This window comes from Ferrovibrio sp. (assembly GCF_965278975.1).
In the GTDB taxonomy this organism is placed as follows: Bacteria; Pseudomonadota; Alphaproteobacteria; order Ferrovibrionales; family Ferrovibrionaceae; genus Ferrovibrio.
This window is the reverse complement of record NZ_OZ257126.1, coordinates 2,486,016-2,499,072: the sequence shown is the minus strand read 5'-3', so window position 1 is coordinate 2,499,072 and position 13,057 is coordinate 2,486,016. Positions and strand designations below refer to the sequence as shown.

At 59.0% G+C, this 13,057-nt stretch carries 20 protein-coding genes; 12 read left to right on the top strand and 8 right to left on the bottom strand.

The window, feature by feature from the left end; all coding sequences use genetic code 11:
- Positions 1-4: 4 nt before the first annotated feature.
- Positions 5-463: a disulfide bond formation protein B gene (locus tag ACQY7X_RS12030; protein ID WP_428245474.1), complete on the top strand. Its 459-nt coding sequence runs from the start codon at positions 5-7 to the stop codon at positions 461-463.
- Positions 460-1,122 carry a DsbA family protein gene (locus ACQY7X_RS12025; RefSeq protein ID WP_428245473.1) on the top strand — a complete coding sequence of 221 codons (663 nt, stop codon included), beginning with the start codon at positions 460-462 and terminating at the stop codon, positions 1,120-1,122. The genes ACQY7X_RS12030 and ACQY7X_RS12025 overlap by 4 nt, the downstream gene beginning before the upstream one ends.
- 255 nt (positions 1,123-1,377) lie before the next feature.
- On the opposite strand, the gene ACQY7X_RS12020 is transcribed toward ACQY7X_RS12025, so the two are convergent.
- Both ACQY7X_RS12020 and ACQY7X_RS12015 read right to left on the bottom strand, forming a co-directional pair.
- Positions 1,378-2,118 carry a hypothetical protein gene (locus ACQY7X_RS12020; protein WP_428245472.1) on the bottom strand — a complete coding sequence of 247 codons (741 nt, stop codon included), beginning with the start codon at positions 2,116-2,118 and terminating at the stop codon, positions 1,378-1,380.
- Between the two features lie 400 nt (positions 2,119-2,518).
- On the bottom strand, positions 2,519-2,791 hold the full coding sequence (locus ACQY7X_RS12015) for a helix-turn-helix transcriptional regulator (RefSeq protein WP_428245471.1): 273 nt from the start codon (positions 2,789-2,791) through the stop codon (positions 2,519-2,521).
- A 150-nt stretch (positions 2,792-2,941) separates the two neighbouring features.
- Between ACQY7X_RS12015 and ACQY7X_RS12010 the strand changes: the two genes are divergently transcribed.
- Entirely contained in the window at positions 2,942-3,625 is a 684-nt protein-coding gene (locus ACQY7X_RS12010) for a hypothetical protein (RefSeq protein WP_428245470.1), read from the top strand.
- On the opposite strand, the gene ACQY7X_RS12005 is transcribed toward ACQY7X_RS12010, so the two are convergent.
- The 4 genes from ACQY7X_RS12005 to ACQY7X_RS11990 all read right to left on the bottom strand — a co-directional run bounded on the left by ACQY7X_RS12005 (position 3,622) and on the right by ACQY7X_RS11990 (position 6,443).
- Positions 3,622-4,239 carry an RES family NAD+ phosphorylase gene (locus tag ACQY7X_RS12005; RefSeq protein WP_428245469.1) on the bottom strand — a complete coding sequence of 206 codons (618 nt, stop codon included), beginning with the start codon at positions 4,237-4,239 and terminating at the stop codon, positions 3,622-3,624. The two genes, ACQY7X_RS12010 and ACQY7X_RS12005, sit on opposite strands and share 4 nt — an antisense overlap.
- Complete coding sequence (locus tag ACQY7X_RS12000; protein ID WP_428245468.1) at positions 4,226-4,810, bottom strand: hypothetical protein; 585 nt, start codon at positions 4,808-4,810, stop codon at positions 4,226-4,228. The genes ACQY7X_RS12005 and ACQY7X_RS12000 overlap by 14 nt, the downstream gene beginning before the upstream one ends.
- A 498-nt stretch (positions 4,811-5,308) precedes the next feature.
- Positions 5,309-6,007, bottom strand: coding sequence for a nucleotidyl transferase AbiEii/AbiGii toxin family protein (locus ACQY7X_RS11995; protein WP_428245466.1), 699 nt, complete (start codon positions 6,005-6,007; stop codon positions 5,309-5,311).
- A complete protein-coding gene (locus ACQY7X_RS11990) occupies positions 5,925-6,443 on the bottom strand; it encodes a type II toxin-antitoxin system Phd/YefM family antitoxin (protein ID WP_428245464.1) in 519 nt (172 codons plus the stop codon). Before ACQY7X_RS11990 ends, ACQY7X_RS11995 begins: the two co-directional genes overlap by 83 nt.
- Positions 6,444-6,641: 198 nt before the next feature.
- On the opposite strand from ACQY7X_RS11990, the gene ACQY7X_RS11985 reads away from it, so the two are divergent.
- The 6 genes from ACQY7X_RS11985 (at position 6,642) to ACQY7X_RS11960 (ending at position 9,644) form a co-directional block, all read left to right on the top strand.
- On the top strand, positions 6,642-7,217 hold the full coding sequence (locus ACQY7X_RS11985; RefSeq protein WP_428245463.1) for a tyrosine-type recombinase/integrase: 576 nt from the start codon (positions 6,642-6,644) through the stop codon (positions 7,215-7,217).
- Positions 7,218-7,347: 130 nt separating this feature from the next.
- A complete protein-coding gene (locus ACQY7X_RS11980) occupies positions 7,348-8,349 on the top strand; it encodes a hypothetical protein (protein ID WP_428245462.1) in 1,002 nt (333 codons plus the stop codon).
- A gap of 96 nt (positions 8,350-8,445) precedes the next feature.
- The gene (locus ACQY7X_RS11975) at positions 8,446-8,652 is read left to right on the top strand and encodes a hypothetical protein (protein WP_428245461.1); all 207 of its coding nucleotides are present in this window, start codon (positions 8,446-8,448) and stop codon (positions 8,650-8,652) included.
- Positions 8,653-8,660: 8 nt separating this feature from the next.
- Positions 8,661-8,987: a hypothetical protein gene (locus ACQY7X_RS11970; protein ID WP_428245460.1), complete on the top strand. Its 327-nt coding sequence runs from the start codon at positions 8,661-8,663 to the stop codon at positions 8,985-8,987.
- Positions 8,984-9,226 carry a hypothetical protein gene (locus tag ACQY7X_RS11965; protein ID WP_428245459.1) on the top strand — a complete coding sequence of 81 codons (243 nt, stop codon included), beginning with the start codon at positions 8,984-8,986 and terminating at the stop codon, positions 9,224-9,226. The genes ACQY7X_RS11970 and ACQY7X_RS11965 overlap by 4 nt, the downstream gene beginning before the upstream one ends.
- Positions 9,227-9,302: 76 nt before the next feature.
- Complete coding sequence (locus ACQY7X_RS11960; RefSeq protein ID WP_428245458.1) at positions 9,303-9,644, top strand: DUF3768 domain-containing protein; 342 nt, start codon at positions 9,303-9,305, stop codon at positions 9,642-9,644.
- Between the two features lie 3 nt (positions 9,645-9,647).
- Here ACQY7X_RS11960 and ACQY7X_RS11955 read toward each other — a convergent pair whose 3' ends face one another.
- Positions 9,648-10,001, bottom strand: a complete 354-nt coding sequence (locus ACQY7X_RS11955) for a helix-turn-helix transcriptional regulator (protein ID WP_428245456.1) — start codon at positions 9,999-10,001, stop codon at positions 9,648-9,650.
- 337 nt (positions 10,002-10,338) lie between these two features.
- On the opposite strand from ACQY7X_RS11955, the gene ACQY7X_RS11950 reads away from it, so the two are divergent.
- The 3 genes from ACQY7X_RS11950 (at position 10,339) to ACQY7X_RS11940 (ending at position 12,533) form a co-directional block, all read left to right on the top strand.
- Positions 10,339-10,950 carry a hypothetical protein gene (locus tag ACQY7X_RS11950; protein ID WP_428245454.1) on the top strand — a complete coding sequence of 204 codons (612 nt, stop codon included), beginning with the start codon at positions 10,339-10,341 and terminating at the stop codon, positions 10,948-10,950.
- A 79-nt stretch (positions 10,951-11,029) separates the two neighbouring features.
- On the top strand, positions 11,030-11,869 hold the full coding sequence (locus ACQY7X_RS11945) for a dienelactone hydrolase family protein (RefSeq protein ID WP_428245453.1): 840 nt from the start codon (positions 11,030-11,032) through the stop codon (positions 11,867-11,869).
- A 169-nt stretch (positions 11,870-12,038) separates the two neighbouring features.
- Positions 12,039-12,533 carry a hypothetical protein gene (locus ACQY7X_RS11940; protein ID WP_428245452.1) on the top strand — a complete coding sequence of 165 codons (495 nt, stop codon included), beginning with the start codon at positions 12,039-12,041 and terminating at the stop codon, positions 12,531-12,533.
- A 54-nt stretch (positions 12,534-12,587) separates the two neighbouring features.
- Here ACQY7X_RS11940 and ACQY7X_RS11935 read toward each other — a convergent pair whose 3' ends face one another.
- Positions 12,588-13,022, bottom strand: coding sequence for a cation diffusion facilitator family transporter (locus tag ACQY7X_RS11935; RefSeq protein ID WP_341982525.1), 435 nt, complete (start codon positions 13,020-13,022; stop codon positions 12,588-12,590).
- Positions 13,023-13,057 lie beyond the last annotated feature (35 nt).

Here is a 13,057-nt window from a genome sequence, read left to right as displayed (position 1 = left end):
CGTGATGGCAGAATCTCAACCGCCGCCCGGCAGACCGCCGGGCGCTCTGGCGCCACTTGCCGAACGCGCCCTGCTGGTTGCTTTCGCGATTGCCCTCGCGGCCACGCTGGGGGCGCTGTTCATCGGTGAGATCATCGGGCAGATGCCCTGTACGCTTTGCTGGTATCAGCGCATTGCAATGTTCCCACTGGTACCAGTATTCGGCGTTGCCCTGTGGCGGGCCGATCCGCAGGGTGCTCTCTATGCCTGGCCCCTCACCCTGGCCGGCCTGCTCCTTGCCGCATGGCATGCCGGCCTCTATGCCGGGATAGTGCCGCGCGCGATCATGCCCTGCAGCGCCGATGGCCCTTCCTGCACCGACAGTGCTCAAGTGATTCTCGGCCTGCCGATTCCGTATCTGTCGCTGGCGGCTTTCGCAGCGATCACCATCTGCCTTTGCTTCGCAGGGAGACCCCGCTCATGAACCGCCGCCACCTGATCATCGGTGTCTCCGCGCTTGGCGTTACCGCTTTCGCCGCTGGCACCCTCTATTGGCAACAGCGCCGTGAGCAGGAAGCGGCGATCAAGGCAGCCACCACACCACCGGCCGAAGAATCCACCCTGATCCGCCCACATTCGCCGATCATCGGCCCTAGGAATGCGCCGGTCACACTGGTGGAATTCTTCGATCCCTCCTGCGAGGCCTGCCGCGCCTATCATCCCTACCTCAAGGCCCTGCACAGCGAATTCCCGACCCAGTTCCGCACCGTCATGCGCTATACCCCGTTTCACAAGGGCTCCGACGAGGCCGTGCGGATTCTTGAGACAGCTCGGATGCAGGGCAAGTTCGAGACCGTGCTCGATGCCTTGCTGGCGCAGCAGCCGCACTGGGCCATGCATGGCAACCCGGCGCTGGATGTGGCCTGGGAAGTGGCGGGCATCGCCGGGCTTGACCTGGAGCGCGCCAAGGCCGAGCGGCTGCATCCAGATATAACCGCATTGCTGAACCAGGATATGGCCGATGTGCGGGAAGTGCAGATTCGCTTCACCCCGACCTTCTTCCTGAATGGCGAACGCCTGGAAGTGGCCGGCCCGCGCGATCTTACCGACCGCGTGCGCAATGCCGTCCGCCAAGGGCGCTGAAGCACCAGTTCCAAGTCTCACCAGCCCCATCGATGAGTTTGATCATCGATGGTAGAGTGTCGGCACTGGTGTCGACACTTGATACCTACCCGGCACAACGCAAGGTCAGCTTCTATCTGTCGCCCAGCCGGGATTTCCGCTGACATCGCGATGACCGGGTTTTCCGGCGCTTAGTAGAAAGCGCGATTTTTCTACTAAGTGACAATATGAACGCTGACAAGCCGGTCACCACCGATACCAATGTGGACTTAGGCCTTATACTTTCCAGCGGTGAATGTTAGCCGCTCGATCTTTGAAACGCTCCATAATCTCCTCACCATCATTGACCCCAAACATCATTTCAGGCCACCAGACGGTGCTAAATTCCTTCCAAATTTCAAACATCAAACGGTAAGACGGATCGCAGACTTGATGATTTCGGCTACCATCCGCGAACCAGTAAATGCTGTAGACGCGATAGGGATGTTTGATGCAGTAGTCGATAGCACCTCGGCGGTCATAGATATCTTTCCGCACGACGCTAGGCGCTGAGAAAAGCCCTGGAGGAAGAACCTGGTTCGCTGCACGCTTTTGCCGCTCGGTTTCCTCACCCCAGGCGATACCCTCGACGTGAAAAGCCACAATTGGACGATACGGCGTCCTCCTGTCGCGTTGATTTCGATAGACCGCGAACTCTATCGAGAAAACACCATGCCGCTTACCCATGATTTCTCGTACGGCTGACTTAATGGTCTCCTTATCGAAGCTCCAAAATCCGACCGAGGTAAGCCAATCATCGGTTAGTATTGTTACCTTCTGTGCATTGTTCTGGCGCGCAAGCATCGGCGCGAGAAGACCATCCAAGATTGGCCGCATCAGAAGGGGCGCGGCTGGATTCACATAACACCCATCGCCTGACCGATAGATATCGAGTGCTGAACGGAGCAAGGGGTTATTAATCCCCCAAGGCCCCCGTTTCAGATTGAGTTCAAAGGCGCGCTCCAGTCTTTGGATCATGTTCCGAGCATCCCTCAATGCCAAAGCTGGATTGTGATAGGAGCGACCCTTCCCAGGGAATAGCTGATAGCTCTCATTAACACGATCGGCTTCTTGCTCAACGTCAACTATAGCCTCAGCACAATCCGAAGAATCACTACCCATCCATTTTCCCGGCGGGTCAGGCGGCAGAAACTCAATATCGTTATCACGGGGGATTAAACCCTCCCCTCGCAGAGTCCAGTTCGGCTCTCGATGCTTATTGAGCTTAAACTGTGCGAAGTGTCTGTTCATGATCTTAATTAGAGAGTCTACCGATATAGTTCACACAACATGGTGCGCACAAAAGCATCCAGTAGAATCCCCCTCCTTTTTGAAAGTTTGCGTTAGTAGATCCACACATATACTGATTTGTTATTTTTCATTTTGGATCCCGGACGAGCGCCGCTTCAAATGAAAGCACCTCTTCACGCCGATACCGAACAATTCCATTTCGAAATTTTATATACTTTGGCCCCTTACCCATGGAGCGCCAGTTCTGGAGCGTCTTGACCGAAACACCCCACCATTCCGAAAGTACCCTTTCATCGAAGCGGGCAGGTAGATTCACGCCGCTCGAAGATACTGTTGCATGGGTTTGAATCAGCGAATCGTCCACTTTCAAAGTGGAATGCATCGATGGCTTTGTCGTCATGTCGACACCTATCTGTTGATGACGACAACCCTTTACAAATTCAGAAATTCGTCATTTTATGGCCAAACATTGCCCCACATCTTTCATATTGAAAGATGTTATGAATGAAATTACTCTGCAATAAATACTCACAATGAAAGATACACAAAAATGAGCGATAGAGAATCTGAGAAAGAAGTTTCCGAAACGAAAAACCAAATTGAAAAGATTCTTACTGGCAAAACAGAGCACTTTGATTGGAAGTGGGTGCCGCGAGAAGATCGCGCCCGCCGGGGCAGCAAGGAATACAAAAAGCGCGCCTTGATGATGGCACTCGACTTCCTCAATCGTGCTCACAAGAACAAACAACTACTATCCGCCCTTAAGAAGAAGATTCGGGATGAGGGAAAAGACGTTCGAGGAAACGCTGTTCCGCACGTTGCCTTCATTCGGGTATTGTTTCCGGCACAATCCGGTCCAACCGAACATCGGCTCGGCTGTGCTCTGAAGTTCGCGCAAGACAAGGGATTTACACCCAAGCAATTTTACGCGGACATGGAAGCGCGCGGCGGATACACAGGGTATGCCCATGCCCTAAAGGGCACTGCAGAATCCGAAGTGAAAAGCGCCAAAACCACGAAGGCCGCGACCAACCACAAACAAGCTCTTCAAAGAAGTGGAGTTAAGAAGACGAGCGATGGCTCCGGCTTGAAAGTCAGCCGCGGCAATTGGCTGGTCGCCCTTGGGCGCCGGAAAAAATCGACCGGCCAGATTGAATATTACAGCTTCCGCTCCATAAGCGATGCTTCGCTTTTGAAGCTGGTTAAGCTGTTTCCGGAGTTGAAGGCAGGCTAATCAGTGAGCAGTTTGTGATACTGCTTCAGGGTCGACCACAGCCAATCGGCTTCGAAATGGGCTGGCGGTGCCACTGCCGCCACCTCAATGCGTTTGCCGAATACGGCGATGCAGCGATGCGCCGGATTGTGGCGCGAGACATAGAGGACTCCATCCGGTTTGGCCGGATGGGCATGCAGGGCTGCCGCCCAGGCGCGGGAAATCGCGTAGAGTCCGGTATTCACGCCGTTATCCGTTCCAAGCGCATTCAAGCCCGGCCCGGCGAAATCCACCAGCCGCATGGCTGATGCTGTCTGCAGCGTCGACCAACGGCGTGACGCCACTTCCGACATAGCGACCATGCGCAATTGCGGATTGCGCAGCAGGGTTTCGACAAAAGCGATTTCGAGATTGGTTCCGGCATAGAGGGTGCCGAAACGGCTATCGGGATCGTCGAACCGTTGCGACGGCGGCTTGCGCGGGCCATAATAGATCGGGTCGCGGTTTGCCGGATGAACCCGATAGAGTGGCGCGGCTGCCGGCCATAACACCAGCGGCAACTCCCTCTTGGCGAGATCGGCTGGCGGCCCAGATGGCTGGCCACCACCGGCCGATTTACCTTTACTGACCGCCATGCCCAGCCGCCAAGTCCATCACCGCGGCGTCCTGGCCGGCCTGTAATGCCTGCAACGGAGTCTGGCCCCGGAGGGCATCATCCGCCGTCAACAACCATTCCAGGCGCATCCAGCCATCCTGTATTGGCAGTGCCTTCAAGACCTGCTGCAACCCGGCCACAAGGCCGCGACGGGTGAACTGGCAGGAGGGATAGCGCAGGTCGCTGCCCGCAGGGAGGGCGATCAGCTTGCCGGCCTTGCGCTGCTTGTCGACGCCCTGCCGGCTGATCCCCAACAGTTCGGCAACCTCGCCCACACCGATGCTGCCGCCGGCCCTGGTCAGCAACTCGGTCTTATACTGCGCCCCCTCGGCCAGCAGCCGCGCCGCCGGGTCCAGTTCTTCCACCGCCGGCAAGGCCGCCGCCGCCGAGGCCAGCACAGCCAGCCCCCCCGCATCGGTCGGCGCCTGCAGGGCACTATCGACCAAGCGGGGATTGTCCTCGATCACCCGGCCGAAGGCGCGCAGTGTGCGCATCAGCAGGGCGGCGCCGGGGCCGCCCGATTTCGGGATGGCGATATCGTCGCCGCCCACACGCAGGCGCCAGAAGGCCGGCTCGCCACCGGCCGCTTTGGACCCGGGTGCCCGCCGAGGGGATTGACGCGCATCTGTCCTTGCCGTCACCATCATGACCTCCAGGGATGAATTGGTTTACCTTATATCATTTCTCACATTTACATACATGGTAAACTTTGCCCAAAATCCATCGGCTTTCACCCGCCATTTTTTGGGACAAATTTGGGACAGTGAGGGCCAGAAAAGGGGGGTAAAAGCGGGGAATCGCGGGAGGTCAATTTCCCGCATAACTTATTGATATAGAAATAATATTAGAGATTTTTCAAGGAGTTGAAAAACCCGCCTCGACCGCTTCCCAAGCTTACGACGGGGGTTCGATTCCCCTCACCCGCTCCAATACTTTCAAATACTTATGTGTATTTCTGCGACTAACTCGCGCACCGTACGGAAAAAATACGAAAAAATCAGGTATGGATTTCGCTGGATTTGAGTGGACTCGAGCCGCCTGAGACGACCTCACAACTGTCCGCGGCCTTGTGGTTTTGTGAGCGGTGAAAACCGACTCACGAAGGCCCCAATCACCTCATCCAAGCGGCCCCCCAAGGGCTCAAATGCTGGTGTCGGATTGACATAATCAGGCACCTCTATAGCGAGCCTGCCGAGCCGCGACCGCATGATCCCCACAGCCTTGTCTACTTCAACTGCCGAACAAGCCTTAACGGCACCATCGACACTGGCGGGATCATTCTCCAGCAACATCGCAAGATCAAAAATGTCGCGATGAGTGAACTTGAAACCTCGATACTGAAGCTTCTTGGCCAGAATCTCCGCCGGGCTTTGCACCAAGATGTTCAGAGCCATTCCAGGTACAGGAGCCAAGACCGGCTCGTCCCGCGTCACATCAGCCGCCACCACAAAATCAATGTCGCCACGCCCGGTGGTGATCTTTATGCCGTTAGCCGCCTCGGTATAGCTATCGGCCAGGGAACCGCTGAGATCGTTCAAGCGGGGCGACAGATATCCCAGTATTTGAGCATCGTGCAGGAAGATATCGACGTCATAGCTAATCCGGTGCCCAAAGCGCAGCGCCATTGCCGAGCCACCGCCAAAAGTCCAATGGGTTGCCGGCGCACTATCGAGAATGCGGATGGCTTGGCGCAGCAGGATGCTCCAGGCCGATTCCGGCCATATCCCGGAGGAAGGTCGTTTTTTCATGATCCACCACATCGGCCCAACGGGCGAGTTCATATAGCGCCGGCCAAGTGGCAGCCCTGGCCTTCACCAATCCAGCCAGGATCTGCTCCGGGACTTCCTCGATCAGCAAGCGGGCCTGTGCCTTGAATGCCGGCTTGGGCTTCCGGATCAGTGCGTGCAGCTCCTTGGCGGTGATGCGTGTCCGCGTCGAGGTATTGATAATCGAAAGCGCGGTCTTCATGGCATGATTTGGGTCATGGGACGGCGGCATGACCTGCCTGATGGCCGGTATTTCCGCCGCCGCTTCCGCCGCCTGCTTCAGGCGCTCGAATTCATCCGGCGACAACATGACAAGCCACTGCCGGCCGTGGCGCGTGACGGCCAGCGGCTCACGATGAGCGGCATCCATGTAGGTCCCGATATTCTTGATGAACTCGGTGGCGGCAACGTTCTTCATAGTCTCCTCGAATAATTCGAATTATAGGTATATTTCATATTAGGGCAAGAGTTTTCCCTGTATCAGGGATAGCAATTGAGCGGGTCTTATTGTCAAGTCGATAATTAACAATTTCGGCCTATGTAATTGTTTCTATTGACATATTTCTGCGTTCTGCTATACTACTTATGCGGGTATTTACCTTTAAAAGAGGCCAAAATGGCAGGCAAACAAGCCAAAGTGTTAACAAGCGGCCAGCTGCGGCTGGCCTTGGCCGAGGCAGGCCGTGGCCGGCATGGCCGGCGCGATCAGGCCGTGCTGCTGCTGTCGGTGAAGGCCGGCCTGCGGGCCGGCGAGATCGCCGGGCTGACCTGGGCGATGGTCGAAACCTCGGACGGCCATCTCGGCGACCGTATCGAGCTGCAGGACCGGGTGGCCAAGATGAACAGCGGGCGGTCCATCCCCCTGCACCCGGATTTGCGGCATGTGTTGGGCCGGCTGCGGCGGTATCGGGGCCCAAGCGGCTATGTCATCGAGTCCGAGCGCGGCGGCCCGATGCGGGCCAGCAGCGTGGTGAACTGGTTCCGGGATTTCTACGGCCGGCTCGGCTTTGCCGGCTGCTCGTCCCATTCCGGGCGGCGCACCTTCATCACCCGGGCGGCCCGGCTGGTCTTCAAGGCGCGCGGTTCCTTGCGGGATGTGCAGCAGCTGGCCGGTCATCGCTCCATCGAGCAGACCCAGCGATATATCGATGGCGACGGCCATGCCAAGCGGCGGCTGGTCGCCTTGATGTGAGTATTTCCTGAGTAACCCGGCTGTTTGTTCTGGCCGGGATGTGTAGCGGCAGGCCGGAATGGGTTGATCCGGTCATGGGCCGAAGTCTCTGAACAACCCGAACCCCAACTCAACAATCTGGAGTGTTTTCATGCGTGGACCGAACCGGTCGCCGCGGATCGCGGCCCTGTGCGTGCTGGGTAAGCGCGCCCATCTGACATCCATCAACAAGCCAAGAGCCAAGCTGCTGCTTGCCGCCGCCCAAGCCATCGCGGCAGACCCTGAATGGCATGGCTTGGACGCCTTGCTGCTGCCGGGCGCCTTCTTCCGCGCCTCGGCCTATCTCGGCAGCAAGAAGCACCCTGCCCGGCTCAAGCTGCTCGCCAAGGAAGGCTTCGTGCCGGCAGTGCGGGAAGCCGTGGCCCTCCTGGCTGAAGCCTCGCCCGGCAGCCTGGTGGTCTTCGGGGCGGATTCCGCCTCGCCCCGACGCTGGGAGTTCGGCGACCAGCTCTGTATCGCTGTCGGGGCCGATGGCATTGCCGGTCTGGCCCGTAAGGTCATCCCGGCCGACCAGGACACCATCCATTGCAAGCGGGTCTTTGTCCCCGCCCTGGCGGACTATGCCTCGCCACACCGCTTCGTCACCCTGCCCAGCGGCCACAAGGCGGCACTCTGCTCCTGCTTCGACATGTTCGGCATCTGCCATGATCCCGCCATGCTGAAGCAGCGCGGCTCTCCGATCCGGGATCTGTGGCTGCCGAACGGTCAATGTCCAAGGGTGGAGAAGCCGGGCTTCAAGCCGCTCCGGGAGCAGGCGCTGCGGGAATGGCAGATGCTGCTGGAGGAACAGCGCCCTACCCTTTCACTGGCTGCCATCCATGCCTTCAAGCAGCCGGGCCGTGACGGCTATTGGCAGCGGCATGGCCTGGCCGTGGCCTCCGCTGCTCTGCGGGGCGGTCTGGCGATCGGGGCGGCGCATTTTGAGGCTAAGCTGCCCCGGCCCGACCAATCGACCCTGGCCGCCATGAACGTGCCGGCATCCGTGGTGACTGAAGGCCCGAAGCGTGGCCCGCACCGCGCCCAGCCCCTGGCAGCCAAGACCATCCAGGCCGGCAGCCAGGCTGCCCTGCTGCGCCTCTACGGCGCCGAGTAACCCCCAAGCTCCAATCCGACAATCCGTCTTCCCCGCGCCCGCTCCCGGCTGGCGCCACGCATCCGCTTGCCCATCGCTCAACCGAAGGAGAACACCATGATCGAGCGTCCCGTCCATATCAGCCGCATCGTCGACCACGGCAGCGTCGTCTCGCTGCTCGGGCAATATGACGACGACGGCAGCCCGGCCCGCATCACCCTGGACCATAGGCCCTTCGTCGCCTTCTGGCAGGGCTGGGCCAGGGCCGGCCATCCCCAGCCGGTGCTGCACGATGCCGACGAAGCCACCCTCCGCTTCGATTGAGGCCCAGCATGACAGCCCAAGTCAGCCATCAACCCGCCTGCCCAACCCCGGGGCGCTACATCGCCTTGTTCCAGGGCAAGCAGACCGAGCTATTCGTCCTGGCCTTCGATGGCACCCGGGCGGAAGCCGATGAACTCGGCGACCGCCTGGACCGTGCCTGCAAGCTGGGTCTGCTGCTCACTGGCCTGGTGATCGCGCCGAACAGCCCGATCCTGGAACTCGGCGCCGAGAACATCCACCTTGCGCTGGACCAGCTCTTCAACGACTTCCCGCCCAGGGAAGCCTCCAGCGGCCCACCGCCCACGTCGCCCACCAATGGGGGGACGGCGCCATGACAGTGGATGAACTGATGTTCCTGCTGGAAGGCCGCCCGGTCGAGACCGAGGTGCTGGTGCTGCTGCCCGGCAGGCCCTACCGGGTCACTCGCATCCTGGAGCTACGCTACCGCCGCGACCGCCAAAACACCGGCCACGGCCTGACCAAGCTCGTCGGCACCGTCTTCGTCATCCTGGATGACCGGACCACACCGCTTGCCGCCTACCGGCTACGCCGCGCCCGCCGCGTCACCGGCTGACCGCCGGCCCCTGTCCACCACCCATCGCCCACCCAGCCGGCAGCATCCCGCCGCCGGCAATGAGAGGAGTCTGCCTATGTCCCAGCGACAGCCCGACCGAACCGCCCGCATCCGGGCCCTGAACGACGCCTTCCGCAAGACCGGCAACGGCGGCCGCTTCATGATCACCGCCGGTGTTCAAGCCCTCGGCCCCATCCGCGTGGCGGCTCTGACCCGCCAAGTGATGAGCTTCGACGCCTTCAGCGCCGACAACGATCCCTATCATGAGCATGATTTTGGCAGCCTCAAGGACGGCGGCCAGACCTTCTTCTGGAAGATCGACACCTACGACAAGGCGCTCGAATACGGCTCGCCCGATCCCGCCGACCCGGCCGTCACCACCCGGGTGCTCACCCTGATGCTGGCCGAGGAATACTGACGGCTATTTCTGCCGGCTTGCCGCCTCGGAGATCGCCCGGGTCAGTTCGGCCACATCCGCCAGGGTGGCTTGGGCGCTCCCCTGCAGCAAGGCCCGGAACTTCTCGACCAGCGCAGCTTGAGCCTTCTGCTGCGGCGCCTGCTTCACCGTCTCAACCCAGTCGAACAGATCGGTGAAGCTGACCTTCAGCGCCTGGGCAATCTCGAACGCCGTCGATATCCGCGTCGAGGCAAAACCCCGCTCGATGTTGGAAATTGTGTCGACGCTCTTGTCGATCAGTTCGGCCAACGCTTCCTGGCTCAGCTTGCGCTCCTTGCGCAGCAGCTTGATCCGCCGGCCGAGCTGCTTCCGGCGCATCTTTTCTTCCGGTGTTGCCGGCGGCTCCCGGGAAGCGGGAGCGGGTTTCTTGGCTGGGCCCCGAGTACGGCCTGAGGACTGGATCGGATGGCGTTTTTGCATACCCGAATGTCGTTTCGGGTCGCCGCCTTAACCACCGCATAGGAATACGGAAATGCCGCTTGACCGCGACATAACTACGAGGATAATTACGACTACTAGAGCGGGAGTTACCATAAAACGGCATCTCCCACCGAATCGCGGTCCGCCGGGGAGATACAACCATCCGAACAGAACCGGGCGCCGGACCGCCGCTTTAATCTCCCATAGCCAATCCACCCGCCGAAAAGAGGCCTTCATGACGAATACCGATTCCGTCACCGCTCCCGCTTTGCCCGAATGGGGCACCATCCCGGTCTACCGCAAACTCTGGTTCGTCGGGACCATCAATGCCCTGGGCGTGGCGGTCGCCTTCCTCAACGTGCTGGCCTCGCTGACACTGCTGCTGCCGGGGTTGGTCCTGCTTTGGATGGGGCCGGTCTATAAGCGCAAGAAAGGGGCGGTGGTTCTGCACCGGGTCCGGGACAAGGTTGTCTTCTGCATCGTCCTGGTCGTTGTCCTTGGCTGGAATCTGATGCGCCAAGGCGCTGATGGCGAGTTTGGCCAGACCGCTTCCCTGCCGACATGTGAGAGCCGGACAGCCCAGAGCCATCTTAAGGAGGCGGTGAAGAACTCGCCCGCGGGGCGTCGATTGAAGCTGGAGATTCAAGAAATCCTCTCCGCCGCCCTGACGCAGAATGCCTGGAAGTGGAATGCCGGCGATGCCGTCGTGAAGGACCAGAACGGGGAGTTACTCGGCTATTTCTGCGAAGCGGAAGCCATCACCAATGCCGGCAAGCGGACCATCCTCTACAGCATAAGCTGGACCGATAAGACCAAGGGCCGCTGGTATATCGAGGCCCGGTTCTAGGGCCGCCTTCTCAACAAGCAGGTATCCAATCTGCCACTTCCAAACAGCCCAATCCTGTCGAAGCATCGAGAGGTATCCCATGCACAAGATCCTGATATGCATACTCCTGGTGGCTGCCGCCTTTAGCGCCGGCATCAATAACGCCTGCGCCCAATCCAAGGAGAATGTTACCTATCCGAATGCGGTAATCCCGGGGCTGGGTGGCCCGGTAACGGTCTACGCTGGCATCTACAAGCCTCGCGGGAATGGCCCTTTCCCGGCCGTCATCGTCCTGCATGGCTGCGGCGGCACCGACTACCATCATAAAGCCTGGGCCGAGCGCCTGGTATCCTGGGGTTATGTCGCCCTGGTCCCCGACAGCTTCATGTCGCGCGGCCACAAGAGCCTCTGCACCCAGACTACCCTGGTGCTCCCCGAGATGCGGGTTTCCGACATCATCGGCAGCGCGGAGTACCTCGTCAGTCAGCCATATGTCGCAAAAGACAAGATCGGCCTGATTGGCTTCTCGCATGGTGGCTGGACGATAATGAAGGCGGTACAGGAGAGGTATCAGTTGAAGGCCTTCGGCATCCGGGGTGCGGTCGCCTACTACCCCTATTGCAATCCGAAGCAGGACACGAAGATCAGCATACCGCTCCTAGTCCTCATCGGGGAAGACGATAGTTGGACCCCCGCCTCTCTCTGCCGCGAACTGCAGGCAAATGAAGCGCTCAAATCCGCAGCGCCGACTGAGATGGTCTTCTATCCCGGCACCTATCACAGCTTTGATCGGCCGGAACGGGTCATCGAGGTGGATGGCTGGAGCGTCGGCGGCGGCGTGAAGAAACACAAGAGCGGCGGCAACCCGGCTGCTGCGGAAGACTCGTTCAACAGGAGCAAAGCCTTCTTCGAGCGGGTATTTGCGGCAGCCAACAACTGAAGCGGGCTTGATGCCCTTAGGACCGCAATATCCCACCTGCCGGCTTCGGCAATATCGATGCTGAGATGGCCTTCGATAATCCGCCCCTATACCGATGCGCTAGAAAGATCGTGCGCAATACCAAGGCATTCATACCGCCAGGGCAAGACTTCGGCCAACGAGTTCATCATTGACAGCCAAACATAGATCAAAACCGGCGGCAACCAATCCTGGGTCTGGTTCAGATGGATTGGAGAAAACCCACGCTGCTCTCAAAGCAGCCTATGACCAAGTCATAATCCCAGGCAGCTGGAAGGGAAAAATAGTCAGCACTTCTTCGATTACCCTGGGCGGCGCCCAACAAAACGATAAGCATCCACACGCCATCGAACTCTCATATGCGTTCTGGATTGCAATGATAAAACCGCCCAAGACGACAGCGGAGCTTCCAGTCCTTGTCACTGCCATGACTGGCCGCAAAGACCGATTTGTATATCCCGCTTCATTCCACGTCGATGCACGATCCCTAATGATCAGCCTATCGATCTATGTAAACAGGTTTCAATTCAGCGAACTCATTCTCTTCTCTGATGGCAAAAGACTAGGGCCGATATCATTCGCCCTGGAAGGTCAGGAAAACACCTGGCGGGTCAAAAGCTGGAATATAGGTATCAGTACGGCCTAAAAGCCCACTCAGTACAAACGATGTAAAATGCACTCAAGCAGATGATTGGAAGATTTACCCATCTTCCCTGAGAAGATACCGTGAAATTACCATAAATTTTGAGATTATCCGCAGGCCCATGCCCGGACACATCAATGCTGATGCGAATGGCCGGCATGCGCTTGGGCCAGGGGGCCAAAGGAATGGGCTTCCGTGGCCTGCTCGCAGAGGTTTGCCTCGATCTGCACTGTCACGTGATCGGTAATAGCCGAATATCCGCTGCCGATCGGCCGGGCGTCGGCCGATACGGATTGCTACCAGCGAGATGGCAAGAGCTGCCGAGTCGGTGAACATATGCGTAGCGTCGGAAATGAGCGCCAGACTGTTGGTCAGAATGCCGCCGACAACTTTAGCTATCAGGAAAGTTGTGGTGAGGCCTAGGGCCCACCAGATCGGTCGCTCGCTCTGGCCTTCGATTTTGACGCGATTATGGTCATGTCCCACACCCATATTGTCCTCACAAGGTTAGTGGCCATGCCGGTGAC

Bases quoted from the DNA above. Each gene is read 5' to 3' on its own strand.
- ACQY7X_RS11990 (WP_428245464.1), bottom strand. From the start codon at position 6,443: ATGAAGAACGTTGCCGCCACCGAGTTCATCAAGAATATCGGGACCTAC.
- ACQY7X_RS11965 (WP_428245459.1), top strand. From the start codon at position 8,984: ATGACAGTGGATGAACTGATGTTCCTGCTGGAAGGCCGCCCGGTCGAG.
- ACQY7X_RS12005 (WP_428245469.1), bottom strand. From the start codon at position 4,239: ATGGCGGTCAGTAAAGGTAAATCGGCCGGTGGTGGCCAGCCATCTGGG.
- ACQY7X_RS12010 (WP_428245470.1), top strand. From the start codon at position 2,942: ATGAGCGATAGAGAATCTGAGAAAGAAGTTTCCGAAACGAAAAACCAA.
- ACQY7X_RS11995 (WP_428245466.1), bottom strand. From the start codon at position 6,007: ATGAAAAAACGACCTTCCTCCGGGATATGGCCGGAATCGGCCTGGAGC.
- ACQY7X_RS11970 (WP_428245460.1), top strand. From the start codon at position 8,661: ATGACAGCCCAAGTCAGCCATCAACCCGCCTGCCCAACCCCGGGGCGC.
- ACQY7X_RS12020 (WP_428245472.1), bottom strand. From the start codon at position 2,118: ATGATCCAAAGACTGGAGCGCGCCTTTGAACTCAATCTGAAACGGGGG.
- ACQY7X_RS11945 (WP_428245453.1), top strand. From the start codon at position 11,030: ATGCACAAGATCCTGATATGCATACTCCTGGTGGCTGCCGCCTTTAGC.
- ACQY7X_RS11980 (WP_428245462.1), top strand. From the start codon at position 7,348: ATGCGTGGACCGAACCGGTCGCCGCGGATCGCGGCCCTGTGCGTGCTG.
- ACQY7X_RS12025 (WP_428245473.1), top strand. From the start codon at position 460: ATGAACCGCCGCCACCTGATCATCGGTGTCTCCGCGCTTGGCGTTACC.
- ACQY7X_RS11985 (WP_428245463.1), top strand. From the start codon at position 6,642: ATGGCAGGCAAACAAGCCAAAGTGTTAACAAGCGGCCAGCTGCGGCTG.
- ACQY7X_RS11950 (WP_428245454.1), top strand. From the start codon at position 10,339: ATGACGAATACCGATTCCGTCACCGCTCCCGCTTTGCCCGAATGGGGC.
- ACQY7X_RS11960 (WP_428245458.1), top strand. From the start codon at position 9,303: ATGTCCCAGCGACAGCCCGACCGAACCGCCCGCATCCGGGCCCTGAAC.
- ACQY7X_RS11975 (WP_428245461.1), top strand. From the start codon at position 8,446: ATGATCGAGCGTCCCGTCCATATCAGCCGCATCGTCGACCACGGCAGC.
- ACQY7X_RS12015 (WP_428245471.1), bottom strand. From the start codon at position 2,791: ATGACGACAAAGCCATCGATGCATTCCACTTTGAAAGTGGACGATTCG.
- ACQY7X_RS11935 (WP_341982525.1), bottom strand. From the start codon at position 13,022: ATGGGTGTGGGACATGACCATAATCGCGTCAAAATCGAAGGCCAGAGC.
- ACQY7X_RS12030 (WP_428245474.1), top strand. From the start codon at position 5: ATGGCAGAATCTCAACCGCCGCCCGGCAGACCGCCGGGCGCTCTGGCG.
- ACQY7X_RS11955 (WP_428245456.1), bottom strand. From the start codon at position 10,001: ATGCGCCGGAAGCAGCTCGGCCGGCGGATCAAGCTGCTGCGCAAGGAG.